Source organism: Nostoc sp., from assembly GCF_036919555.1.
GTDB lineage: Bacteria > Cyanobacteriota > Cyanobacteriia > Cyanobacteriales > Nostocaceae > Nostoc.
Genome location: NZ_JBALCS010000104.1, coordinates 54430 through 79777, shown reverse-complemented (window position 1 = coordinate 79777; position 25348 = coordinate 54430). Strand labels below are relative to the sequence as shown.

The 25348-nt window shown below is 42.4% G+C and carries 23 protein-coding genes and 2 pseudogenes; 9 read left to right on the top strand and 16 right to left on the bottom strand.

Annotation, left to right across the window (positions count from 1 at the left end):
- The first annotated feature begins 129 nt into the window (after positions 1-129).
- From V7K36_RS29295 to V7K36_RS29280, 4 genes and pseudogenes are all read left to right on the top strand, one after another.
- Positions 130-696 (top strand): annotated as a pseudogene (locus V7K36_RS29295) (Uma2 family endonuclease).
- Positions 697-883: 187 nt separating this feature from the next.
- Entirely contained in the window at positions 884-1444 is a 561-nt protein-coding gene (locus V7K36_RS29290; RefSeq protein WP_335121168.1) for a type IV pilin-like G/H family protein, read from the top strand.
- A 234-nt stretch (positions 1445-1678) separates the two neighbouring features.
- A complete protein-coding gene (locus V7K36_RS29285) occupies positions 1679-2239 on the top strand; it encodes a type IV pilin-like G/H family protein (RefSeq protein WP_335121167.1) in 561 nt (186 codons plus the stop codon).
- A gap of 191 nt (positions 2240-2430) precedes the next feature.
- Positions 2431-4650 (top strand): O-linked N-acetylglucosamine transferase, SPINDLY family protein, encoded by a 2220-nt coding sequence (locus tag V7K36_RS29280; RefSeq protein WP_335121166.1) that lies wholly within the window; start codon positions 2431-2433, stop codon positions 4648-4650.
- Positions 4651-4837: 187 nt separating this feature from the next.
- Here V7K36_RS29280 and V7K36_RS29275 read toward each other — a convergent pair whose 3' ends face one another.
- Both V7K36_RS29275 and V7K36_RS29270 read right to left on the bottom strand, forming a co-directional pair.
- Positions 4838-5506 (bottom strand): nucleotidyltransferase family protein, encoded by a 669-nt coding sequence (locus V7K36_RS29275; protein ID WP_335121165.1) that lies wholly within the window; start codon positions 5504-5506, stop codon positions 4838-4840.
- Between the two features lie 2 nt (positions 5507-5508).
- A complete protein-coding gene (locus V7K36_RS29270; RefSeq protein WP_335121164.1) occupies positions 5509-6666 on the bottom strand; it encodes an XdhC family protein in 1158 nt (385 codons plus the stop codon).
- A 139-nt stretch (positions 6667-6805) separates the two neighbouring features.
- Here V7K36_RS29270 and V7K36_RS29265 point away from each other — a divergent pair, with 139 nt between their 5' ends.
- Positions 6806-6973 (top strand): hypothetical protein, encoded by a 168-nt coding sequence (locus V7K36_RS29265; protein ID WP_335121163.1) that lies wholly within the window; start codon positions 6806-6808, stop codon positions 6971-6973.
- A gap of 17 nt (positions 6974-6990) precedes the next feature.
- Here the strand turns inward: V7K36_RS29265 and V7K36_RS29260 are convergent, their stop codons facing one another.
- From V7K36_RS29260 to V7K36_RS29240, 5 genes are all read right to left on the bottom strand, one after another.
- The gene (locus V7K36_RS29260; RefSeq protein WP_335121162.1) at positions 6991-8307 is read right to left on the bottom strand and encodes a Gfo/Idh/MocA family protein; all 1317 of its coding nucleotides are present in this window, start codon (positions 8305-8307) and stop codon (positions 6991-6993) included.
- An 819-nt stretch (positions 8308-9126) separates the two neighbouring features.
- The gene (locus V7K36_RS29255) at positions 9127-9444 is read right to left on the bottom strand and encodes a hypothetical protein (protein ID WP_335121161.1); all 318 of its coding nucleotides are present in this window, start codon (positions 9442-9444) and stop codon (positions 9127-9129) included.
- Between the two features lie 149 nt (positions 9445-9593).
- On the bottom strand, positions 9594-9764 hold the full coding sequence (locus V7K36_RS29250; RefSeq protein ID WP_335121160.1) for a hypothetical protein: 171 nt from the start codon (positions 9762-9764) through the stop codon (positions 9594-9596).
- A gap of 153 nt (positions 9765-9917) precedes the next feature.
- Complete coding sequence (locus V7K36_RS29245; protein ID WP_335121159.1) at positions 9918-10649, bottom strand: DUF4142 domain-containing protein; 732 nt, start codon at positions 10647-10649, stop codon at positions 9918-9920.
- A 171-nt stretch (positions 10650-10820) separates the two neighbouring features.
- A complete protein-coding gene (locus V7K36_RS29240) occupies positions 10821-11891 on the bottom strand; it encodes an aldo/keto reductase (RefSeq protein ID WP_335121158.1) in 1071 nt (356 codons plus the stop codon).
- A gap of 369 nt (positions 11892-12260) precedes the next feature.
- Between V7K36_RS29240 and V7K36_RS29235 the strand changes: the two genes are divergently transcribed.
- Entirely contained in the window at positions 12261-12626 is a 366-nt protein-coding gene (locus tag V7K36_RS29235) for a hypothetical protein (protein ID WP_335121157.1), read from the top strand.
- A gap of 53 nt (positions 12627-12679) precedes the next feature.
- On the opposite strand, the gene V7K36_RS29230 is transcribed toward V7K36_RS29235, so the two are convergent.
- The 5 genes and pseudogenes from V7K36_RS29230 to V7K36_RS29210 form a co-directional block, all read right to left on the bottom strand.
- Complete coding sequence (locus tag V7K36_RS29230) at positions 12680-14893, bottom strand: xanthine dehydrogenase family protein molybdopterin-binding subunit (RefSeq protein ID WP_335121156.1); 2214 nt, start codon at positions 14891-14893, stop codon at positions 12680-12682.
- The gene (locus V7K36_RS29225) at positions 14890-15873 is read right to left on the bottom strand and encodes an FAD binding domain-containing protein (RefSeq protein ID WP_335121155.1); all 984 of its coding nucleotides are present in this window, start codon (positions 15871-15873) and stop codon (positions 14890-14892) included. The genes V7K36_RS29230 and V7K36_RS29225 overlap by 4 nt, the downstream gene beginning before the upstream one ends.
- On the bottom strand, positions 15860-16483 hold the full coding sequence (locus V7K36_RS29220) for a (2Fe-2S)-binding protein (RefSeq protein WP_335121154.1): 624 nt from the start codon (positions 16481-16483) through the stop codon (positions 15860-15862). Before V7K36_RS29220 ends, V7K36_RS29225 begins: the two co-directional genes overlap by 14 nt.
- A 444-nt stretch (positions 16484-16927) precedes the next feature.
- The gene (locus V7K36_RS29215; protein ID WP_335121153.1) at positions 16928-17908 is read right to left on the bottom strand and encodes an aldo/keto reductase; all 981 of its coding nucleotides are present in this window, start codon (positions 17906-17908) and stop codon (positions 16928-16930) included.
- A 175-nt stretch (positions 17909-18083) separates the two neighbouring features.
- Positions 18084-18272 (bottom strand): annotated as a pseudogene (locus V7K36_RS29210) (DUF429 domain-containing protein); the annotation flags it as partial.
- A 150-nt stretch (positions 18273-18422) separates the two neighbouring features.
- Here V7K36_RS29210 and V7K36_RS29205 point away from each other — a divergent pair.
- Positions 18423-19682 carry a glycosyltransferase family 4 protein gene (locus V7K36_RS29205; RefSeq protein ID WP_335121152.1) on the top strand — a complete coding sequence of 420 codons (1260 nt, stop codon included), beginning with the start codon at positions 18423-18425 and terminating at the stop codon, positions 19680-19682.
- A gap of 112 nt (positions 19683-19794) precedes the next feature.
- Positions 19795-20667: a calcium-binding protein gene (locus V7K36_RS29200; protein ID WP_335121151.1), complete on the top strand. Its 873-nt coding sequence runs from the start codon at positions 19795-19797 to the stop codon at positions 20665-20667.
- Positions 20668-21086: 419 nt separating this feature from the next.
- Here the strand turns inward: V7K36_RS29200 and V7K36_RS29195 are convergent, their stop codons facing one another.
- The 3 genes from V7K36_RS29195 to V7K36_RS29185 all read right to left on the bottom strand — a co-directional run bounded on the left by V7K36_RS29195 (position 21087) and on the right by V7K36_RS29185 (position 23730).
- The gene (locus V7K36_RS29195; protein ID WP_335121150.1) at positions 21087-22262 is read right to left on the bottom strand and encodes a DNA cytosine methyltransferase; all 1176 of its coding nucleotides are present in this window, start codon (positions 22260-22262) and stop codon (positions 21087-21089) included.
- A gap of 96 nt (positions 22263-22358) precedes the next feature.
- On the bottom strand, positions 22359-22532 hold the full coding sequence (locus tag V7K36_RS29190; protein ID WP_335121149.1) for a hypothetical protein: 174 nt from the start codon (positions 22530-22532) through the stop codon (positions 22359-22361).
- A 64-nt stretch (positions 22533-22596) separates the two neighbouring features.
- On the bottom strand, positions 22597-23730 hold the full coding sequence (locus V7K36_RS29185; RefSeq protein WP_335121148.1) for an SAM-dependent methyltransferase: 1134 nt from the start codon (positions 23728-23730) through the stop codon (positions 22597-22599).
- A gap of 129 nt (positions 23731-23859) precedes the next feature.
- Here V7K36_RS29185 and V7K36_RS29180 point away from each other — a divergent pair, with 129 nt between their 5' ends.
- The gene (locus V7K36_RS29180) at positions 23860-24960 is read left to right on the top strand and encodes a fatty acid desaturase family protein (protein ID WP_335121147.1); all 1101 of its coding nucleotides are present in this window, start codon (positions 23860-23862) and stop codon (positions 24958-24960) included.
- Here the strand turns inward: V7K36_RS29180 and V7K36_RS29175 are convergent.
- On the bottom strand, positions 24953-25102 hold the full coding sequence (locus tag V7K36_RS29175) for a hypothetical protein (RefSeq protein WP_335121146.1): 150 nt from the start codon (positions 25100-25102) through the stop codon (positions 24953-24955). The two genes, V7K36_RS29180 and V7K36_RS29175, sit on opposite strands and share 8 nt — an antisense overlap.
- Between the last annotated feature and the right edge of the window lie 246 nt (positions 25103-25348).

The following is a 25348-nucleotide window of genomic DNA, read 5'->3' as shown; positions in this document are numbered from 1 at the left end:
TACACGGTAGCCTTTTTAAGGGGAGCTAGGTGCGATCAATAAGTGCCTAAAATCACAGCCAACCACTTTTAAAACAACCTTTTAGAGTGCGGTACTTATGATATCTATAGAAGTATTTTCTGTAATATTATGTCTTTCACCATTACAGACTTAGAGCAGCCACAAACTGAGCATCCAGAATGGCAGATGGAGCTGGTAGAGGGGAAAATCATAGTTATGAGGCCATCAGATTACGAGTCACACGAAATTGGCGCTCGTCTCATTACCTTCTTGAATAACTGGGTCATGTCGCGCAGACTATGACGTATAACTGGTTCTAGCGCTGGCTTTATCATACGGAGTATAGAAGATGGCGACTCGGAAAAAAGAAATTTGCGTGTCCCTAATGTGTCTTTTGTTCGCGCTGATCGATTGAAGAAAACCAAGCGCGACTTTGTAGAGTTAGTTCCAGACCTAATGGTTGAGATTAAATCTAAAAGCGACAGAATTAAACCGCTTGAAGAGAAAATTCAGCTATTTTTGCAGCTTGGCTCTGTAGTAGGCTTACTTATTGACCCTAATAAATTGACAGTGATGGTTTACCGATTAAACCAAGCTCCAGTGGTGTTGCAAAATGGAGACACACTTATATTACCGGACTTGTTACCGGGTTGGGAACTGGCGGTATCAGAACTGTGGCCACCTGAATTTGAGTAAGCCACTCTCGCAAACAAAATTGGGAATCAAGCCCCTGGTGTACATTAGGGGCTTTTGAATGCAAGGATTTTGGATTGCGTAACCGCATCTCGCCAAACTTTTTTTCTGAAGGTGATAGGAAAGCGATCGCAGTTGGGTAAGTTATATCTAGAACACAGAAGCACTTCCAACACCACGGAAAACACTTATGAAAACCGAACTAAAAGCCAAATTTCTTCAACACATCCTCAACAAAAAGAAAGAAAACGAAGGTTTTACACTCATTGAATTACTAGTAGTAATTATCATCATCGGTATTTTATCTGCGATCGCACTACCTTCTTTCTTGAACCAAGCCAACAAAGCCAAGCAGTCAGAAGCTAAAACTTATACAGGTTCAATGAACCGCGCGCAACAAGCTTATTACTTAGAAAATAATTCATTTACAGCTTCAATTGGTTCTTTAGGTCTTGGTATTGCAACACAAACCGTAAATTACCAATACGTGGCTGTCACGCTGTCGGGCAATAGTGTAGTAACCAACCAGGCAATAGTAAATCTAACCACTGCGCCTCTCAAAAGCTATGTTGGTGGTGTAGAGGTGACAAACCAAGCTGCTACCAGTGAAGCTACTACGATAGCTATTTTGTGTGAAGCTAGTGCTGCCATGGTTAACGGTGGTGTAAATGCAGGTGCCGCTGGCTCTCAATTTGCTTACACCGCTGGAGCACCTGTTTGTCCCACCGGCTACACCACTTTGGCTAAGTAACCAACCAAAGACAAACAGTATATAAACTGTCTCTCAACTAGATATTTTTGCAAGTGGGTAGATGCTTCTATCCACTTTATTTCAATTTTGTGATTTATTCACAAGCGAATTCCATTCGCCAAGGCTATAAATATGGTCAAAATTTTTTCGGGGTGGGCTGATATCAAAGCAAATGGGAGTGGGTAAGTTACATTTATAACACCCAAGCATTTTCTGACCTCCGCAAAAACACTTGTGAAAACCGAACTAAAAGCCAAATTTCTCCAGCACATCCTCGCCAATAAGAAAGGAGATGAGGGTTTTACACTCATTGAATTACTAGTAGTAATTATCATCATCGGTATTTTGTCTGCGATCGCACTGCCTTCTTTCTTGAACCAAGCTAACAAAGCCAAGCAGTCAGAAGCTAAAACTTATACAGGTTCGATGAACCGTGCTCAACAAGCTTATTACTTAGAAAATAATTCATTTACAGCTTCAATTGGCGCTTTAGGTCTTGGTATTGCAACACAAACCGCAAATTACAAATACCAGGTTGTTACGCTGTCGGGCAATAGTGTAGTAACCAACCAAGGAATAGTAAATCTAAGCACTGCGCCTCTCAAAAGCTATGTTGGTGGTGTAGAGGTGACAACCCAAGCTGCTACCAGTGAAATTACTACTATAGCTTTGTTGTGTGAAGCTAACGCCGCTATGGTTAACGGTGGTGTAAATGCAAGTGCCACTACCTCTCAATTTGCTTACACCGCTGGAGCACTTGTTTGTCCCACCGGCTACACCACTTTGGCTAAGTAGATATGTGAGTTAATAAGCAAAATATTACTCATCTACAGCACTTGAGATAAAAGTTAACTTGTCACGACGGCTTTTATTAAGCTAAATTACGTATTTTCCCAAGTGTGTAGATTTTTTTATATCCACTTTATTTCAATTTTGTGATTTATTCACAATTGGTGTTTCTCATACCTTTTTCTATGATAATTAAAATGGTTACTGATATATATAATTGGCAAGTTCAAGCTGAACAATACTTCATTCAAGGGAACTATTTACAAGCAGCTAAGTTATACGAGCAAGCAATAGCGATAGAACCAAATACTATCCCTTATTACTGGCATTTAGGATTAATATTGCTATTGCAAGGGCAAGAAGCAGAAGCTCAAATGACTTGGATGCTGCCAATGACAGAAGCAGATGAAGAACAGTTACAAATTTGGACAAATGAACTATTTCAGGTTTTGCAAATAGAAGCTGAAAGGCGTGAAACACTGGCGGAATATTCTCTAGCTTGGTTAATTCGCCAGCATATACGGGAAATTAATCCTAGTTATATAAATAATTTGCTTCAGATCCTTATACTTTCTATAAAATTACAAAAGTTTGAAGAAATTGATAATTTGAATGACTGGGGATTAATTGAAAGCTTAAATGTAAAAGAAAATATAGAAATAAATCCCGAATTATTGATCCAAGTTTTAAAAGAATTTTTAAATACTGTTCCCTTACATCCAATCAATCTAAATTTAATAGAAGCTAGTCTTCCTTATTTCTCTGAAACTCATCAATGCTTCTCTATACTGCTTCCTGCTGCTATGGAAATTAGTCATACTTTGCGGCAGCCTTTACTAGCAGCATCTCTGCTAGAATTGTATTTAAGATTGGAGCCAGATAATGTAGAAATTTTGCGGCACTTAGCGATTTTTTATCAAGATGCTCGTAATTATTCTCACGGCATAGAGACAGCTAGGTTGTGTTATTCCTTATCAGAAAGCTTGGCTGATAAAATTTTTGCACTCCATTTGCTGTTAAGAGGTCTAATGTCAGCAGGAGGATATTGGCAAGAGATATGCACAACTTGTCAAGAATTGGAAACTGTGTTTCAACAGTTTATTAAAGCTCAACGAATTCCTTTAGAAGAAGCAAGAATATTACGGTTACTTACGCCATCTTTTGCGATACCTCACATTAAAGATGCTCCTGCGGAATTTCGAGCTATTCATAATCAGGTAGCTGAGATTTTTAATAATTATATTCAAGCTCTTGCCCAATTACAAGGAAAAAACTATACTCGTCAAATTATTAATCATCAATCCTTAACACATCATCCCAAGAAATTAAAAATTGGTTATATATCTTACGCTTTAAGGAATCATTCTGTTGGTTGGCTAGCTCGCTGGTTATTTGAGCATCATGGTCGAGAGAAATTTGATATTCATACCTATTTTGTCAACTATAAATTAGTAGATGATTTCTTGGGGGATTGGTATGTAGAAAAGGCAGGAAATGCTCATAAATTAGGTATGAATGGCTGGGAAATTGCTGACCAGATATATCAAGATGAAATTGATATTTTAATTGACCTCGATAGCATCACTCTGGATATTACCAGTGAAGTGATGGCACTAAAGCCAGCCCCAATTCAAGTTACTTGGCTGGGGTGGGATGCATCAGGTATACCTGCAATTGATTACTTTATCGCAGATCCTTATGTACTGCCAGATGATGCACAAAATTACTATACAGAGAAAATCTGGCGATTACCTCAAACTTATATAGCAGTAGATGGTTTTGAAGTTGGTGTACCAACTCTCCGCCGCGATGGCTTGGATATTCCTATGGATGCCGTTGTATATCTCAGCGCCCAAAGAGGATATAAACGCCATCCAGAAACCATAAAGTGGCAAATGCAAATTATCAAACAAGTACCTAACAGCTATTTTTTGATTAAGGGGCCTGCTGAGGAGGAAACAATTAAACGCTTCTTTTACCAAATTGCCGAAGAAGAAGGTGTAGATTGTTCGCGGTTACGATTTTTACCACAAGTTCATTTAGAGTCAGTTCATCGTGCTAATTTAGGCATTGCTGATATTGTATTAGATACATTTCCCTACAACGGAGCGACAACAACTTTAGAAACATTGTGGATGGGTATACCTTTGGTAACGCGAGTTGGTGAACAATTTGCAGCGCGTAACAGCTACACCATGATGATGAATGCAGGAATTACAGAAGGCATTGGCTGGACTGATGAAGAGTATATAGAATGGGGTGTGCGTTTGGGGAAGGATGAAGTTTTACGCCAGCAAGTTGCTCTGAAACTGAAAGCATCGCGGCAAACAGCACCATTGTGGAATGGCAAACAGTTTACCCGTGAAATGGAAAAGGCTTATGAGCAGATGTGGCAAAGATACATTGAGGAAAAATAAGCTCGTAGCGATCGCTTGAGCGCTCAAAATAACCACTTATATAATGTCCGCTTGATTACTTATAAAACCCCAAGAACCCCACCCCGCCAAAGCTACACTTTGTCTCCCCTCCCGAAGAGCGGGGAGGGGTTGGGGGTGGGGTGCAATGACTGTGGGAATCATAACTAATTATCCCAACTTGATATTACTATATTTCAGAAGCTGCTCTGGTAATTGATAGCAATTGTTCGTAATCCTTTGGTGTATCAATATCGATATCCCCTAGTGGAAACGGAATGAAAAATACTTCATTCAGGTTATTATTAATAACTTTTTTTGCTCCTGATGTTTCTTTCAAAGCCGCAAGTTCTGAAAAATATCTCTGACTAAATAGAGCGGGTACACCTAATGTATTCGCATATTCACAAGCAATGATCGGTTTTTTTGTCGAATAATAGGCATTAACAAGTTGATTAATAATTTGGTGAGAAACAAATGGCTGGTCGCAAAGTGTAATAACTACTGCTTCTATTTTTTGAGGAAGATTATTTAACAATTCAATACCGCTCTTGATTGAAGTACTCATTCCACAAGCCCAATCAAAATTCTTAACTACTCTAACGGGAAGTTGCTTAATTTGGGGATGAATCTGTTCTGCATTTGCTCCAAGTACTACTACTACAGGTTGACAAACTGAAACGATCGCCATTTCTGTAATGTATTCCAAAAAGCTACGTCCTTGGTAAAGCAATAGTTGTTTTGGTGTACCCATACGAGTCGATGCACCAGCAGCAAGAATCATAATGGCTATGGTTGATTTTTGATTGTCTATTTGCTCAGTGTCAAATACCATAACAGTTAACAATTCAAAATTCAAAATTATGTGGGAAGTAGCAAGTTTAAGTTGCTTGCATAGGATTGGTGAATTGGTTGATTGCGATTTCTTAAAAAATTACCATTGCGGTTTGTTAGCACTGCTTGAATTTCGGCAATAATCGCGATCGCTATTCCTTCAGGTGTATCTGCTCCGATGTCAATCCCAATCGGCCCATGCAATCTTTTTAATTGTTGAGTATTATAAACTATTCCTTGCAGACGTAAATCTTCAAGGAATCTTTCAGTACGCAGCTTTGGCCCTAGAACCCCTATGTAGCGTGCAGAAGATGGCAGCAACATTTTTAAAATTTCCAGGTCGTCAAGGTAATTATGCGTCATCACTACAGTAACTGTGTAGTCATCGATAAATACCTGTTTATGTATAACTTCTCGGCAACTAAGAATGACATCACAAGCTATTGGAAATCGCTCTTTCGTTGCCTCATTAGCTCGACAATCGACTACAGTAAGGTCCCAACCTAATGCTTGAGCAAACTGTGCTACGGGTACAGCGTCATAGCCTGCACCAAATATTACTAGAGGCGTGGGTGGTTGGATGGCTTCAATAAAAACTTCTACACTGCCTAAAGGTAAATGATAGTTGTTTACCCTTGACTTTTGATTAGCAAAGGCTACTTGAGCATCTGCAATCAGAGATTGAATTAAATTTTGCTCTTTGATGTCAGTGATAATTTTACCATCAGGATATAGCAGCAAGCGCGACCCCAGTTTGACATTGATTGCGCCTTCAATGGCAAAGACTGTGGCAATAATACCCAAATGTTTTTTATTTAAGCACTCCTGGGTAAAAGCGATCGCATTCGGTGTACTTTCTCTCTCCAGACGTTCGATGAGAACTTGTACTATCCCATTGCACCCCAAACCAAAGCCCCAAAGAATATCTTCAGAGGCGGTGTTATCGTAAGTAACAACAATTGCTTCGCCGCTTGACATTCGTTGTTGAGTATGCTGAAATACGTCGTTCTCCAAGCAACCAGCGCTGATTGTTCCGATCATCCGACCTGTATTTGTGATCAACATTTTAGCACCCGGTCGGCGATAGGTTGAACCTTCAGTTTTGACTACAGTGGCCAGGAAAGTGATTTCACCACTTTTTTGACTTGACTCGAAGCCTTCTAAAATTGCTTGTAATTCGTTCATTTGATTGCTTATTTTTCCGTTTCTAGCAGTTTGTAAGTTTCAGCAAGCAGTCCCAATAAAAACAATGTGATTACTGTGCCATTGTGCATCGCTGCTAGTGTCAAACATGAGTCACGGTTTGTGCTGCCAACGCTAAGGGATGAAAATCAAAAAGACAACTCCCGCATTTGCTGCTACCAAAATCAAGCTGGCGATCGCTGGCTCAACTGCTCGTGCAATGCTAAACCCAGCACTATTTAAAGTAATGGCTGCCATCGATCGCCAAACAAAGAGTTACGGAGCGGACTCTAAGCAGAGGTTGTCATGACTGCGGTATCCACGTATTTACTTCAGCATTCTGGGAGCGGGGCCACGAGTGACATCCAATCCTGACACATGAGGTAGAGCGATCGTTTTGCCTATTTGTGCGGCTTCGTAAATCAACGCTATCAGTTTTTGATCTTGCAAACCTTCTTCACCAGGCGTATGGGGTTGCTTATTCTGAATCACACAATCCGCCATGTGATCAATTTCTAAGGCGAACTGGTTCTTCTCGCTCATCCGCACTTCGCTGACGTTTTCTGCCATGCTGTTGGTTGGTGATTTGCGCGAAATCATCATCCGCAAACCGTTGTAAGAGAACGCCGGATCGATTTGTCCCCAAGCATCAGAGCCGAAGACGCGAAACCGCCGCGCTTCGTGAAAGCCGTAACTGCTGGAGCAAATTGCTACTATCCCACTGGGAAACCGCATCTGGAAGGTAACACTTTCTTCTACTTCTTGGAAGCGCGGATCGCCAGGAGTGCTGAAGATTTGGGCGCTAATTGCGATCGGTTCCTCTCCCGTCAAATAGCGAGTTGCATTCAAGCAATAAATTCCCACATCCGGTAAACAGCCACCTCCAGCTAAGGCACGTTTCAATCGCCACTGGTTTAAGTCACCCCCCTGGTTTTGGCCGTTGTCTGCCTGAATCACCTTGATGGTTCCCAATTCTTTGCTGCGGATCATTTCAATCATGGCGCGATGGTGCGGCTCATATTGGCAGCGATAAGCAATCATCAGCTTGCGATTCGCGCTTTTGCACGCGTCGATCATTTGCTGACAATCTTCTACTGTGGTTGCCATTGGCTTCTCACATAGAATATGCTTTCCGGCTTTAGCACCACGCACTGTATATTCCCGGTGCATACTGTTAGGCAGTACGATATAAATTACATCAATGTCTGGATTGTTGCGGAGATTGTCGTAATTCTGATAGTTGTAAACGTTCTGCGGTTTGATGCCATACTGCTGTGCAACTTGATTGGCTTTAGCAGCATCGCCACTAACTAATGCAGTTGGCTTTGCTAGTTTACATTCTGCAAATGCAGGCATGATTTCTTCTAGTGAAAGTCTGCCAAGTCCGACGATCGCAAATCCCAAGCGTCGCTCTGGAGGTAATGCAGTCGGAGGCCCACCCGTATCCACTTCCGTCTGTGCTGAGATGGGGGGAAATTGTATTTGAGGCGGCAAGGGTCCACCGCGTGGCGTTGGTTGCCCAGTTGGCACTTGAGCAGCAACCTCTTCGCCTATACTACCAAGTGCGGTGGCTGAGATGGCTCCTAATCCCGCAGTAGTCAGAATCTGACGACGAGAAAATTTTCCTTTAAACAATTCAGACATCGTGGTTCTTTAATGATGAGATTTTGGATTTATATCAAGTCAGCTTATAACTGTCATTGTTACCGTTGCTGTTAGAGGATGAATGAACAAGTATTTTTGGTAACATCAAAAGCATCAGGAACCTAACCCCCCCTAGCCCGCCTTCCTTACAAGGGAATGGGGGTTTCAAAGCTTGGCAATAGGTTGCAATGTTAATGCCTGCCAATGCAATGCTAATGCCTCCCAATACAATATCAATGCGTCGGCTACATTGTTAATGCGTCTCCCTGCAATGGCAATGTATCCCGATACAATACCAATGCGTTCCCTTGCAATGGCAATGCATCCCGATACAATACCAATGCGTCAAATAGCACTAAGTTAAGATACAACCCCTTCCCCTGACTGCTTGACTGCTTAAGAGCCTCAAGGCTCTTAACCCATTCTGGGAGGCAAAGCCTCCTGTCTCTTGACCAGAGGCATCAGCCCTCTCGGAATACATTCCCAGTCTTAAGACTCTTAACCAGGCCACACAAGCCTTTGGGCTTTTCTTAAGGACTGACAAGAAATAAATTATCCATGTTGTGGGGCAGGCAGGATGCCCACCCCACAACATGGGATGCGTGTCTTCACCCGTCCCACAAGAAAATTTGGGATGTTTTTTTATTTGTCAGTCCCTTAGTGCTATTCGTTAATGCGTCGGCTGTATTAAAAACGCTACGCTTTTACGCATAACTGTACTTAGCGTTGCCGCAGGGTAGGGAATCAATCCCAAAAACTCTGCGATTGCGTCATTTAACTCGCAATTGACTAATTACGTGTGATTTGCCGGACATCAGATTACGGGGTACTGGTTGGAGTTGGGGTACTGTCTGGAGTTGGGGTACTGGTTGGAGTTGGGGTACTGGTTGGAATTGGGGTACTGGTTGGAGTTGGGGTACTGTCTGAAGTTGGGGTACTGTCTGAAGTTGGGGTACTGTCTGGAGTTGGGGTACTGTCTGGAGTTCCAGGACTAACAGGACTCTCAGTTGCTTGCACAGACTTAGCAGGTGGAGTTTCCGATGTATTTTGATCTTGTTGAGTAGTTGGTGTGCAACCAGTCGCCAGAGATAAGGCGATCGCTACTATACCAGTAGAGAATATTTTGAACTTGGACATAATTAATCTTCTCCTGAGATAAAGCTGTATCTTAGAACGTAGAATTGTCGCGATCGGACAGTTGAGTGCGATCGCTAATGCTGAAGATGACGAATTTATTAAATCACGAATTACAAACAGAACCAATTAATTTCAGTAATTTGCAGTTATCATTTAACGGTCACTCCTGCTTCTAACTCCAAAGCTTTGATCAATGCCGATGCATTTTCTTGCCCCCATCCTTGATTAACTGCTGTTTTAATGGTTTCTCTGACCGAAACAGCACTCAGCACTCCTGACAATTGCGGCAGCAGGCGTTGGAGAATTGAAATCTTGGGCAAATCGAGCGATCAAATTGACATCTTTGAGCAAATGCTTTTACGCAAAACTGTAGTTAGCGTTGCCGCAGGGGTAGGGAATCAATCCCAAAAACCCTGCGATCGCGTCATTTAACTCGCAATTGACTAATTACGTGTGATTTGCCGGACATCAGATTACGGGGTGCTTGTTGAACTTGGGGTGCTTGTTGAACTTGGGGTGCTTGTTGAACTTGGGGTACTAGTTGAACTTGGGGTACTAGTTGAACTTCCAGAATTAACAATGGACCGAACCTCTTGCAGGTGTTCTTGGAGTGTTGGTAGCGCTTGAGTTACAAATGCTTTCACGTCTGAATCTTGTCCCTGTTGAGCTTCCCTCTTAAATGCAGCAATATCCTGTTCATGAGCTTGAACCATCTGATTCAGATATTGGCGATCAAAGTTAGCACCATAAAGTTTGGATAAGCGTTGCTTCACTTGCTGATTTTTGCTGCCGATACTAGTTGGCAGCGTAACACCTTTTTGACTTGCCAACTGTTTGAGTTGATTGTTCACCTGGGTATGATCGTGAACCATATGCTGTCCAAAGTGTTTTACTGCATTCTTAGTTCCACGCTGTGATGCCAGTTGCCCTAGTTGGACTTCTGCTAAACCATTTTGAGCAGCTAGAGTGATAAATAGTCTGTCTGAAGAACTGAGGGTATTTTGCCCTGATGGAGTTGGTGAAACAGAAACAGTTGGTGAAGCACTTGGTGAGGCAGTTGATGATGGAGTCTCAGTGGTTTGCACAGGCACAGCAGGTGGAACTTCAGATGTATTCTGGTCATGGGGAGTAGTTGGTGTGCAACCAGTCGCCAGAGATAAACTGATCGCCACTATACCACCAGAAAATATTTTGAAGTTGAACATAATCAATGTTTTCCTTGAATAAAGCTATATCTTGCAGAATGAAAAACAAGCGCGATCGCACAGTTGAGTACGATCAGTAATGCTGAAGATGACAAGTTGAAATTACGAATTAGAAGACCGTCGTAGACATCGCTGTTTGCATAAAAAAACGGTTAAAAATAGGATTAATTTTTACCCCATAAAAGCTGGATTCATGGCTGTAGTGTCATTTTGGGTTGTGGTCTTATATCGTTCGTACTCCCCTTTAGCCGCGGCCTCACGGGTACGCGCTAACAGTGCTGTAACTTGTGCCTGATCCATTGGCTTAAAGGTGCGGACTGCTTCAAATGCCTGATTTAAAATTCTCATGCTGTCAATGCCCGTAATTACAACTGAGGTTGGCAAATTCATGGCGTAGTGCAGGCAGTCGATCGCACTGACGGTGTTGCTTCTAAGAATGTAAGACTCTCCGATGGATTTCATTCCCAGTACACCAATGTTGTTTTTCACTAGCTCAGGTAAAACCAGGTGTTCAAAACTTCTAAAATGGGCATCCATCACATTTAATGGCATCTGCACAGTGTCAAAGCGGAAACCATTTTGTGCAGCAGTTTCCAGCATCTGAAGGTGAATCTGAGGATTCTTGTGTCCTGTAAAACCGATATAGCGAATTTTGCCCGCTTTCTGCGCCTCGACGACTGCCTCCATCGAGCCGCCAGGAGCAAAGACGCGATCGGGGTCTTCAAAGCGCAGTATTTCATGATGCTGCAATAAATCGATGTGATCGACCTGCAAATCTTTGAGCGATTCATCAATCTGCATCTTGGCAGCGCCTTTGGTGCGACCGTCGATTTTTGTCATTAGGAAGACCTTTTGACGATAACCATCTTTAAGAGCATTTCCCATCCACCGATGACTACGGCCGTTGTGATAGTCCCAAGAATTATCCATAAAGTTGATGCCGCGATCAATGGCAGTGCGGATCAGCTTGATACTTTCTTGCTCTTCTTTAATTTGTCCAATGTGAGATCCACCCAAGCCAATCACAGATACTTGTTCTCCAGTGCGTCCAAGACTGCGATACAACATTTCGCCGCGTTGAGTTGGAGTAGGTGAACTTTGGGCTAGCAGTTGAGTATTTTCATCAACAGGTTCTGTTTGGGCTAAAAGCGGCTGCAAAAATCCTTCCGAAACTACAAGTCCTGCCGCTACTAATCCCGAAGCAGAAGCAGTTTTTAACAAGCTGCGTCTACTGATCTCCATAATTGTCTCCTACAAGTAACAACAGGAATGAGCTGTATAGTATCACGACAATCTGGCACAGGGACTCTAACTAAGGTATGTTTTGAAACATACTTCGTAAGAGGCATTCACAATGCAAGTTGAGGCATTCACAATGCAAGTTGAGGCATTCACAATGCAAGTTGAGGCATTCACAATGCAAGTTGAGGCATTCACAATGTAAGTTGCTGTATTCCCAATGCAAGTTGCTGTATTCCCAATGCAAGCTTAGGCATTGGCAATGCTTACTTTTTGTTTAGACTTGCCCGATTTAAAACTTTATCTTACTGATAGATTTTTAGTTTTAATGGGTACATTAAATGTATGTATCCTATATTAGTAAATACATTTATGACTATCCAAGATACAACACGCCGTTTGCGCCCTCAAATCATTAGTCAAGATATTGACTCATTCCACGGTTTGCAAACCGTCAGCACCTACAACACGACTCGTGCTGATGCTTCAGATGCTAAGTTACACGAAGTTTATCAGTTGATGTTGATTTCTCAACAAACTGAAACCGAGAAACTAGCTTTATACCGTGCTGCTTCTGATGCTGCCCGATTAGCAGAATGGGAATTTCATAATGGTGTATTAGCAATGAAAGAAGTCGTGCGCGGGCAATATGGTTCAGATAGCGATCAAGCTCAGGCTGTGGGACTGAAGAAAAAATCAGACCGCAAGCGTCCTTCCCGCAAAAAGCTAGTTGCGTAGGCGTAGCCCACCGCAGGTATCGCTAGTTAACGTTTTGGCGATCGCAAATCTCTCTACAAAAGTTTGTCTAATGTAATTGGCAAATCGCGGATGCGCTTACCTGTGGCATGATAAACAGCGTTAGCGATCGCCGCCGCACTTCCAGTAATCCCAATTTCACCAATTCCTTTGACACCAAGCGGGTTAATATGTGGATCGTGTTCATCAACGAACAGCACCTCAATATCAGGAACGTCTGCATTCACTGGTACGTGATACTCAGCTAAATCATGATTGACAACGCGTCCCCGATGAGGGTCTGTTAGCGTCTGTTCCATTAACGCCATGCCAATACCATAGATAATTCCACCGATCAGTTGACTGTTAGCTGTTTTCGCATTGAGTATGCGTCCCACGCCAAAAGTTCCCACCCAGCGCGTTACTCGCACTTCGCCCAAGTCAGGGTCAACGCGGACTTCGGCAAACTGCGCTCCAAATGCGTGCATTGAGAACTTCTTTTGTTCCTCTCCCGGCTTGGCATCTGCACGCGCTTCGATCATTTTCATTCCATGCCGTGCCAAGATTGCCTCATAAGTTTCGCTTGCTGACGATTTGTTTTTTAAGAAAAAGCTGCCATCTTGGGCAATCACATCCTCAGCGTTTGAACTATAAAGCGGCGATTTTTGATCGGCAAGTGCTAGTTGCAAAAGCTGACTGCGAGCTTGATTTCCTGCTAAATGCACCGCCGAACTGACACTGGCGGCAGTTTGCGAACCACCGGAAACGGGGGTTTCTGGCATCTTAGTATCGCCTAGTTCAAAGCGAACTTTGTTAACTGGTAGACCGAGTGCTTCAGCTGCGACTTGAGTCATTACAGTATAAGTTCCCGTACCAATATCTTGTGAGCCGCTCTGCACAACGGCTGTACCGTCTGCCATAATTTGAGCGATCGCCGATGCTGGAGAACGGTTGGTCGGATAAGTAGCTGTCGCCATACCCCAACCGATCAAATAGTTACCGTCTCGCATCGAACGGGGCTTGGGATTGCGCTTCTGCCAGCCAAACTTTTCTGCCCCTAATTTGTAACATTGTATGAGTGACTTGCTCGACCAGGGCAGTCCTTTGCTGGGATCGACATCAGCATGGTTACGCAGACGCAGTTCCACCGGATCGATATTCAGCGCATAAGCCAGTTCGTCCATTGCCGATTCTAAGGCAAAGGACCCAGAAGCTTCGCCTGGGGCACGCATAAAGGTTGGTGTTCCTTGATCGAGTTTAACCAGACGGTGGCTGGTTTCGATATTCGGGCAAGCGTAGATCATCCGGGCGCTTTTAGCAACAGGTTCGATAAATTCATCGAAAGTTGAAGTTTGTGAAGTCCCCGCGTGTCGCAGAGCGGTCAATTTGCCCTCGCGGGTTGCACCGAGAGAAACTTGTTGAATTGTCTCTGGTCGGAAGCCGACAGGCCCATACATCTGTATCCGTCCCAGAACTAATTTCACTGGGCGATTAACTTGTCGGGCTGCGATCGCCGCTAGAGGCACATGCGACCAAGCCGACCCTTTGCAACCGAAGCCACCGCCAATAAAGTAAGACATAATCCGGACTTTCTCTGGCTCAATTCCTAATACCCCTGCAACTTTTTGTTGAGTGGAAAAGATTCCCTGAGTTGCGTCATACAGCAGCAATTGATCGCCTTGCCAAACTGCGCTTGTGGCATGAGGCTCCATTGGATTGTGATTTTCGATCGGTGTAGTATAGGTTTGCTCGACGCGGACAGCAGCAGTCGCTAGTCCCTGGTTGACATTGCCGTGCGCTGAATCGGGCGGCTCGTCTTTGGGGATTTTACCTTTAGGCAAGTATGCCTTAGCGAGATTGTCCCGCATATTGATCGTCGGTTTCTCTTCGTCATAGCGAACTTGCACCAGAGAAGCAGCATACATAGCTCGTTCAAAGGTATCGGCAACAACGACACCAATGTGCTGACCACTATATAGGACAACGTTATCTTGTAGCACTTGCAGCTTGCGACCGCCGCCCTTTTCACCAGATGCCTTGGGTGCGTTCAGGTGGGTAATTACTGCTAATACACCCGGTACTTGCTCTGCGGCCTTTGTATCGATTTGGGCGATTTTACCTTTAGCGATCGTGCTTTGAATCGTGACTCCATAAGTCATTTTTGCGATCGGAAACTCCGCCGAATAGCGGGCGCCACCCGTCACCTTTAGATGTCCATCGACTCGATTTAGCGGTTTGCCGACAACTGTATTTGTATCCCCTGTATTCATGCCATCCCTCCGACGGTTGTCAGCGCCTTAACAATTGTGCGTTTAGCCAGTTCGACCTTAAACCCGTTGTATTTTTGAGGTTTAGCTCCAGCGATCGCAACTGATGCTGCTGCAAGAAATGTTACCTCATTTGCGGGTTTGCTCAAAAGCGCTTTTTCCGCCTCATAGGCACGCCAGGGCTTTGTTCCCACACCACCCAAGGCAATGCGTGCCGAGCGAATAATCCCATTTTGAATATCTAATGCCGCCGCAACCGATGTCATCGCAAAGGCATAGGAGGCGCGATCGCGGACTTTTAAATAGTGCGATCGCTTGGCAAAGGTTGAAGCAGGTAAGTCAACGGCAACTATTAACTCTCCGTGTTGTAAAACTGTCTCCCGTTCGGGTGTATCGCCTGGTAGAAGATGAAAATCGGCGAGGGGAATACTGCGCTCTCCATTCGGAGAGCGTGTTTGCACAACTGCATCAAGTGCGATCATTGCCACCGCCATATCGGAAGGATGTGTGGCAATGCAGCGATCGCTACCGCCGAAAATCGCGTGAATGCGGTTGTAACCCTCGATTGCCGGACAACCTGAACCAGGAACGCGCTTATTGCAGGGGAAAGCTGTGTCGCGGAAGTAGTAACAACGGGTACGTTGCAGCAAATTTCCGCCTACTGTCGCCATGTTTCGCAGTTGCGGTGATGCCCCAGATAGCAACGCCTCCGACAGCACCGGATAACGCTCCTGAATTATGGGATTATAAGCAACGTCGCTATTGCGTGCCATTGCCCCAATCCGCACACTGTTACCCTGCACTTCCACTTGAGTTAGCGGTAGGGGGTTGATATCAACCAACTGTTTTGGGGTCTGTACATTCAGCTTCATCAAATCAATTAAGCTTGTACCCCCTGCCAAGTAAGCAGCTTCCACCTCTGGAGCGACCGATGTCACGGCATTGTCTACTTTTCCTATTTTCTGATAGCTAAACGGCTGCATCTTTTTTCCCCTCTAAGACATCGCGAACAGCAGCCACGATATTTGGATAAGCCCCACAACGGCAGATATTGCCGCTCATCAGTTCACGAATGTCGGCATCTGACTTAGCGTGTCCCTCATTCACCAAACCCACCGCCGAACAAATCTGTCCCGGTGTGCAGTAGCCGCACTGAAACGCATCGTGGGCAACAAACGCGGCTTGCATCGGGTGCAGATTGTTTCCTTGCTCCAGCCCTTCAATAGTTGCGATCGCGGCATCGGTGTGCATAATCGCAAATGTCAGGCATGAATTAATCCGTTGCCCATCAACCAGCACCGTACAAGCACCGCACTGACCGTGATCGCAACCTTTTTTAGTACCAATTAATCCCATGTATTCCCGCAGTGCATCAAGTAAGGTAACACGCGGTTCAATCTGCAAACTATGTGCTGTTCCGTTCACTTGCAGTGTCACCTTCATAGTCTCAGGTGTCGAAGTTTCCAGCATTGGAGTAGTTTTTTTGACTTGAGTTTGTGCTACAGTTTTCTCTGCAAAATTAGCGATCGTAGCTGCTACTGTGCTGACAATCATCAATTTACCGAACCTGCGGCGTCTTAGAACAAACTTCATTTGTTTACTCCATTCTGTTTTTGTTGAGTAATAATATTGAGTAATTCTCTTGACTTCAATTCTTTATAGAAAACTACTTTTTATGAGAAGCATTTTTCTCAAAATGACATTGTTAATAGAATACAATTTCATCTTGTGATCGTCTCTCTATCAGAAGATTTATGCCATAAGTATCATCTATAGTTATCAAAACAGTATTCAGGAGTCAGTAGTCAGAATAAAGCCATGAATTAGAGTCCAACTAGCAGATAGCGCAGCGTTAATTTAAAATATAAAATCTAAAATTGGCACGGTGAAAGGAAAAGAGGAGCGATCGCCCCAGCCTTTAAGCTAGGACGAAAAGACAAATCACCCGAATATGCCGCCCTTTATAGAGGAAAAGGGGAGCAATGTTTACACTCATCAAAAGCAGAATCAGAAAAAATACTCCAGCACTCAGATGGATCAACGGTTAAGAGTACTCATGTCAGGGTAGCGCTCACCTGCTGCTATATCTTTTGGGGCAACTGCTTCAATTCGATTCAACTCTTGTTCAGTCAGGGTGATTTCGGTAGCTGCAATATTCTCCTCCAAATAAGTACGGCGTTTTGTACCAGGAATTGGCACAATATCTTCTCCTTGAGCCAAAAGCCATGCTAGTGCAAGCTGACTAGAAGTTACTCCTTTTTCGGCGGCAATTGCCTTGACTTGCTCTACTAATTGCAGGTTCTTATAAAAATTCTCACCTTGAAAGCGAGGAGAATTTCTTCGATAGTCATCAGGTGCAAGATCATCAGGGCTGGTGATTGCGCCTGATAAAAACCCTCTTCCTAATGGGCTATAGGAAACAAACCCAATTCCTAATTCCCGCACAATAGGTAAAATTTCATCCTCTGGGTCGCGAGTCCAAAGAGAGTATTCTGTTTGCAGTGCAGTAATGGGGTGAACTGCTACAGCCCGTCGAATCGTGGCAGGAGCAGCTTCGGAAAGCCCTAGATAGCGCACTTTTCCAAGCTTGACTAACTCTGCCATTGCCCCGACAGTATCTTCAATGGGTACGGTTGAATCTACACGATGTTGATAATAGAGATCAATCACTTCAACTCCCAGGCGTTTTAGCGAGGCATCGCAAGCTGTGTGGACATATTCTGGTTTGCCACTAATCCCTTTCCAACCGCCGTCTTCAGTGCGGACATTGCCAAACTTGGTTGCTAATACTACTTGATCTCGGCGATCTTTAATTGCTCTGCCTAATAGTTCTTCATTGGTAAACGGCCCATACATATCAGCAGTATCAAGGAAATTTAGCCCAAGTTCTAATGCCCGATGGATAGTAGCGATCGCCTCAATTTCATCACGACCACTATAAAACTCAGACATTCCCATGCAACCAAGTCCAATATTTGAAACTTCCAAGCCTTGTTTGCCTAGCTTTCTGGTTTTCATAAAATAATCTCCTAGTCAGTAATTAATCAGAGAAAATTAGGTCTTTCAGCATTATCCCTTTCCCGAACAAAAAGTCATCTATTATCAGAAGTATTTACTGATAAGTAAGTGGGTCAAATTAAATATAAAACCTCACCCTGCCTCCGGCTTCCCTCTCCTTACTAAGGCTACGGTGTGTAGGTGCATCTACGGCAATGATCGCTGGTTCGTCTGGTTGTACCCTCAGATCGATCCAGGTGAGGATGTCTGCAATGGCTTCTTTGCGATCTAAATCAAGTAGTTGTAGTTGTCCATCTATCCATTCTAAGCAGCATAATCCACTTGGTTGCGATTTCCAGCCTAAATCAATGCCAATAAATTTCATGGTCATAACACGAATTTGCGATTATTTTGGCATTTCGCGTCAACAATTCACCTAAATTTATTTGCCAAAAATCAGGGAAATAATCTTATAATCTGGAAAAGCTTGTCTTAATTTATTTTATCTGGCAATAAGTTAATCAAGATTATTCCGATGCAGATTTTATTTTTACATCCCAATTTTCCCTCGCAATTTCGCAATCTAGCGACAGTTTTAGGTAAGGATAAGAATCACAAAGTCGTCTTTGGGACAAATCGTCGTGAAGGGGAAATATCTGGCGTTTATAAGGCTATTTACACTCCTTCTCGTGAAGCTGCTCCCCAAACGCACCACTATGTTCGCAACCTAGAAAATGCTGTTCTCACCGCGCAGGCTGTCTATCGGGTGGCAGAAAAATTAAAAGCCGAAGGTTTCTTTCCAGATATAGTTTATGGTCATTCTGGTTGGGGGCCAACTTTATTTATGAAAGATGTTTTCCCCAAAGCCGAATTATTGTGTTATTTCGAGTGGTTTTACCATGCTTACGGTTCGGATGCAGATTTTGATCCCAATGAACCACTTAATGCTGATGATCAATGCCGCATCCGCGTGAAAAATGCGCCGATTTTGACTGATTTATATAGCTGCGATCGCGGTCTTTCTCCGACCAATTGGCAACGGCAGCAGTTTCCTAAAGAATATCATCACAAAATCACTGTACTTCATGATGGTATTGATACCAAATTTTTTGCTCCCAAACCAGGCGCAAAGTTAGTTTTACCAAGAAGAAATCTTGATCTTTCCCATGTGGAAGAGTTGGTAACTTATGTGGGACGGGGAATGGAACCTTATAGAGGTTTTCCGCAGTTTATGGAAGCGGTGGCCCTACTTCAGCAGCGAAGACCTAAGTGCCATGTGGTAGTTGTGGGCGAAGATCGGGTTGCTTATGGTAAAAATCTCCCTGATGGTCAGACTTATAAACAATTAATGCTAGAAAAATTATCTTTGGATTTATCGAGATTGCACTTTACAGATAGGCTTCCTTATAATGAATACCTTCAGGTTTTGCAAGCTTCTTCTGCTCATATTTATTTAACCCGTCCTTTTGTTTTATCCTGGTCAATGTTAGAAGTAATGGCAGCAGGATGTTTATTAATAGCTTCTAAGACTGCGCCAGTCTTGGAAGTCGTACAGGATGGGGTAAATGGACTGCTGGTAGATTTCTTTTCTCCTCAGAATATTGCTAATAGGGTTGAAGAGGCGCTGAACAATCCTCAAGAGATGAACGCAATTCGGGCGAATGCGCGAGAGACAATTATCAAGCGTTATGATTTGGCAAAACTGTTACCACAGCATTTACAATGGATGTTCGCTGGTAAAAGTTCTAATAGCTTGAAAAAGCGCTCACCTTCTAAAGGATTTGCCAGAAATTAGCTCAATAGTTGGGGTTTAGTTTACCGAAGTTTAATTGTGATCTACTGAACTTTTTTGATTGGCAAAAACTAAAAAAATAAGGATATTTACAAAGAATAAATCTATAGCCCCAATGCGAATTATTTTTACCATTGCCCATTTTTTCAAACCTAGCAGTGAGGGTCGTCATGCTTCGCAGCGCAAAGACCCACAACCGCGCTTGGAGGCGTTAACTAAAAGCCTTATTGCCTTACATCAATTATTTGGCAAATCTCAAACTATCATCAACATTGCTCAACGACTTGCTTTCCCTGCTAATCAGCCGCAGTCTCACGAACTAGATATTGTTATTTGCACAACCCAAGATAATCATCTTCTGAATCAGCTTCCCTTACCATCTCATTTATATAAGCATCATTCTACTGATATCGAACCTCTACTTTTAGGGTTTGAGTGTCAAGCTGTTCTGCAAAGTTGTCTCGGCCAGTATGATTACTACTGCTTTCTTGAAGATGACCTAATTATCTATGACCCTTGGTTTTTTATAAAATTAAACTGGTTTACCCAACAAGCTGGTGACTTAAACTTGCTCCAGCCAAATCGTTATGAAGTCTCCCCCTACGGTTTGGGTTTGGTTCACAAAGCTTACATTGATGGGGATTTGGCTTTACGAGTAACTGCTCACTTTCAAAATGTGCAAGAGCAACAGGAACTCAAAGGTACAATTCTGAATACACTAATTACTTTTTGTCGTGCCCTCAATCCTCACGCAGGCTGCTACTTTTTGAATGCAAATCAGATGGCTCATTGGGCTAATCAAACTTATTTTCTCAACCGAGATGTTAACTTTGTTGGTCCTCTAGAAAGTGCTGCTACTTTGGGAATTATGAAGACATTTCGGATTTACAAAACCTCACCAGAGCAAGCCAGTTTTTTGGAGATTCAGCACTTTGGAACAGGATTTCTGGGGTTAATTGGAGGACAAGTGGGTTTAGCAGAGAAGTAAGACTAGAAGTAGAAGTTTTATTGAAGTATTAAGGTATGACATTTTGAAGTGCGAAATGTGGGATAGGGAGCATCTCAATGAGTGTAAAAAGCCTTGTAAAACCTCACCCCAACCCTCTTCTTGGTAAGGAGAGGGAACAAGAATCTTGTTTCTCATCTGGTATATTTGCAAAACTGAGATGCTCCCGATAGATATAGCATTTCCTAATCACATGAGGTACATCATAGCCCCCTCTTCGCTTGCGGGGAGGGGGTTGGGGGTGGGGTTCTTGTACCTCACTCAACCGATAACCGCTATATAACGAATTACAAAGATTTGGAAAATATTCAGGTTGATATTAAGCGCAAGCATAGTAAAGCCTCAAAATCTTACCTAGATGTTACTTTTCACTATAAAGATGGCATTTTATGAAAAGGATATCAGAGGATATCATTTTGGCAAGCATCAACTTTATTTTTAGTGTTAATAGCAATATCAGTTAGATAAGGAATAAGCGCGTAGCCAATGCATTCTGCTAAACGTGGTGGTACAGCATTTCCAATTTGCCACATAGCTTTTTTCATAGAACCTTCAAAAATAAATGAATCTGGAAATGTCTGTAATCTTGCCATTTCACGCGCTGAAATTACACGGTTTAGATATGGATGAATATGAGTACCGCCGTGATTCTCTTTAACAGTCATACTTGGTTTACCAGGATATTGACGCTTGAAAGCATCAACGTATTTTGTATATAAAGAACCACCTGGAGGCACTTTAGCAATTCGTTCCATATACTCAGGTGAATGTTTAGTCCACTGATGGTTTATCTCTGGGATTGGGGTATATGCTGGTAAATCGGAAATAGCTGATTCAATAGATTTATATTCTTCAGGTAACAACTTAGCCTTGGGGTAGGGATTTGGCATTCCAAATCTGTTAGCTATAAAGATAGCTCTTGGTCGAATTTGTGGCACTCCATAGGCAGCAGATTCAAGAATTGCAACAGATATATTAGGATAACCAATAGATTCAAAAGCTTCAATAATTGCTTTTTTTACATCTCCGTTTTGGATAGTCAAAATACCTGGAACGTTTTCCATAACAACATACCAAGGACGTATTTCTGAGACAACACGTACAAATTCATAAAATAAACGATTGCGGGGGTCTTTATGGTCACGTTTTCCTGCTACCGAGAAACCCTGACATGGCGGCCCGCCTATAACAAGATGTACTTCAGGTAAGCCGATTTGTTGTAGGCAATTATGGGAATCAAACTGTTCGATATCTCCGCAAAAGTGATGACATTGTGGAAAGTTATTTTTATGGGTAGCAGAAGCGATTGGGTTGATTTCAACGCTAGCTAAGGGTTGAAATCCAGCTTGAACTAGTCCTTGTGTTATTCCCCCTGCTCCGCAAAACAGATCCATAAAGGTGTAATTAGATGATTGATTGGGTACAGAATTAACATCAATGAATATTTTGTATGGATCGGAGTCATTTTGATCTAATTCTCTTTTGATACGTTCATAACGTCCTAATTTGGATTTTTTTTGCTTTATAGTAGAGTGATTCTCCTCGTTAGGAAAAAAAGAAAGTTGGGTTCCTTGCATTTTTTGTTTGATATTGATCTCGGCTTTAGTGTGACATATAGCCTACGATATATCAAACATGACACGCTTTTTTTAGAAACCCACAAAAGCGATCGCTTAGAACTTATCCCCACAACTAACAGGTGATAACTGATAACTGGCTTTTTCCGTCTCCTGTACTTGCTGTTGTTCCTTCAATGTTTCTAGTTGTGTTTCTAATTGCGCTTTCACTTGATGACGGAAGCTAAAGAAGTGTTCACCAAAGCTCAATGCTACGAGGTAATCATACAACCAATGCGGTTTCTGGAGAGCGATGTCTACGACGGGCTACGCCTATGCTGCTAAACTTACTCCATTAAGCATGAACCATTAAGTACTGACCGTTCCCATTATATTCACCATCGCAACTAGCGAAATTCCGAACAAACCATATTAAATAAAACCTCCATATCCGGCGAAACTTGGCATAATCCATGCCATAATCCAAGTCTTTGATTGTTACCTGATTTTTGTCAAAATTATCTAGCCATTTGGCAAATGTTTTAGAGTAATTGGAACCGTTCAGATACCATCTTTCAATTGTTTTGAGGTCTTTATTCCGGCTAGGAACTGCATCGTAGTTCCAATACCTGCCGTGGGGAAAAATGTATTTATGCGTGAAAGCGCTGGATATATTATTCGGGGTACGAACTGTAATGATATGAATAAAAACCTTGCCATTATCTTTCAGCAAACTCGCTAATTTTTGAAAAGAGTTAGTTAAATTACCAACATGACAAAAAACGCCAATCGAAAGGATTTTATCAAATTTTGTCTCAAATGTTGTATTATTTAAGTCTCCTTCATACAGCGTGAACCGGCCTGAACTGAGGTTGCTTTCAGGATCTTGCATTTTCTGGCGCATATATTCACATTGCTCGTGGCTCAAATTCAGACCGACAAATTTGACATTGGGAAATTTGGAAAGAATGTAATTTGGCACACATCCCCAACCACAGCCAAAATCTAAAATATTCTCTCCATCTTTAATGTCTAACTTCTGAATTACATCATCAATCATATCTATCTGAGATTGCTCAAGGTTCAATGCTCCTTTTTCCCACAATCCCATGCTGTACTTAGGATAAATGAGTTTTCCGTCGCCCAACATCTTATTCAGCATCCCTTGAGACAAATCATACTGAATTTTCATCAGATCCCGTGGGCCTTCAGCAAGATGATCAGTTTCTTTTAATACCCATTCATAAGGTGCTAAAAGAGCAGGGAAGTACTTAAAAAAGATCGGCATACAAGTATCAAAAAGCGATTCTAATACTGAGTCAGGAACTTCTAACCCATTGATATAAGCCTCGGCCACCGCCATTTGTATTGTGTTGACTACCTCTACCGCCCCACGCGTTGCTGTATATGCTAGTGGGGTTTTAATATTCATATCTCCTACTAAAGGTATATACTTTTCTAGAGACTGTAGTGTATCGAGAGAAACCATGTTTAAACTCCTAATTCACTTTCAGTATTCAATTATACTATCAATAGCAAAGAATAGCAAAAATAGGGTAAAAATTAATTTTTGAACCTCTTTATTGTAATAAAACTTAAATAAACTTAAATACGATTTATGGAAGTTAGTAACGCTCAAAAGTTAATTCGCCAAGCAGAGTATGCAAAAACATTGCGTCCCCTACTTCCTGCGGAAGTATTTCTCCCCGATCCAAGTAAATTAGTGATTCTATTAATTAATTGGGCAATTTTGATTTTAGGCTGGGCGATCGCATCTTATCTAGATCGTTGGAATTTATATCTTTTATGGCTTTATTTGCCTTTAGCTATAGTGATGGGCAATAGTATTATCGTCTTGCTATTTAGCTCCCATGATCTGATGCACGGTAGCGTAATTAGAAACTCCCGTATACTCAGAATTATTAGCTTGCTAGGGCTAGCGATGTTGTGGATGCCACCCACATTGTGGAAAGCAGTACATAATCGAGAACATCATAATAAAACTAATTCTTTAGCAGATCCCGATCGCAATTACTTATACAAGCAGCCGAAAACTTGGGGGAAATGGATTCAAAATGTATGCGTACCTTCTGCGGAGGTTAATCCCATTAGTTTAATAGTGGGAATGGCAACCGCATGGGGAACACATAATCTTCGGAATTTGGCCTCTGTGCTATTGTTTAATCGTGAATCTGTGAGTTTTGTTCCTGCTGCCTTTACAGTCAAAACTAAAGAACGTTGGTTAATTGCAGGTGAACTTTTTGTAATTGTCATGATTCATTTGAGTATCTTGGTATATTTACAATTTAATTTCTTAAAAATTGTGTTGAGTTACTTTCTGCCTATTGGGATTGGTTACGCTGGAGCAATATTTTACGTCTATACAAATCATATGCTTTGTCGGATGACAAGCGTCAACGATCCACTCATTAATAGTATGTCCCTGCGTGTTCCTCGAATATTTGACAAATTGCATTTAAATTTTTCTTATCATACAGAACATCATATTTTTCCAGGAATAAACTCTGACTATTATCCCCTAGTGCAAGAATTATTAAAGATACACTATCCTGAACGTTTAAATTTATTAGATGCCAAAGATGCTTGGCACTTGCTTATGCAAACGCCAAGGCATTACAAAAATGAAGATACCTTTACCGATTGGTCGGGAGAAAAGTCTGTTCCTTGCGCTATCATCGAGAATTACAAAATTATGTAAATTGATGTTTGCTATCATCTTGGAAGCACTGTTCACCAAGAGATTGCACAAAGATAGGTTTGACTTTCAGTGTTGCTTTAGGGGATGGTTGAAAAGTATTATTGCTAACACCAAAAGCTCCCAAACCTAACCCCCCTTCCATACCTACTGTGTACACACAAGTCTTAAAAACCTAGCTTGATCAGGCTTTTCTCGTTCCCAGGCTCCGCCTGGGAATGCATTCATTGAGCCTCTGACTCAATGTCTGACTGGAGGTAGAGCCTCTAATCAGCCATTCCCATGCTCTGCATGGGAACGAGATAAACGAGAGAACAATGAGAAATCGAGCTTTTTTCGACTTGTGTGTACACCGTAGCCTTCCATACAAGGGAATGGGGGTTTCAAAACC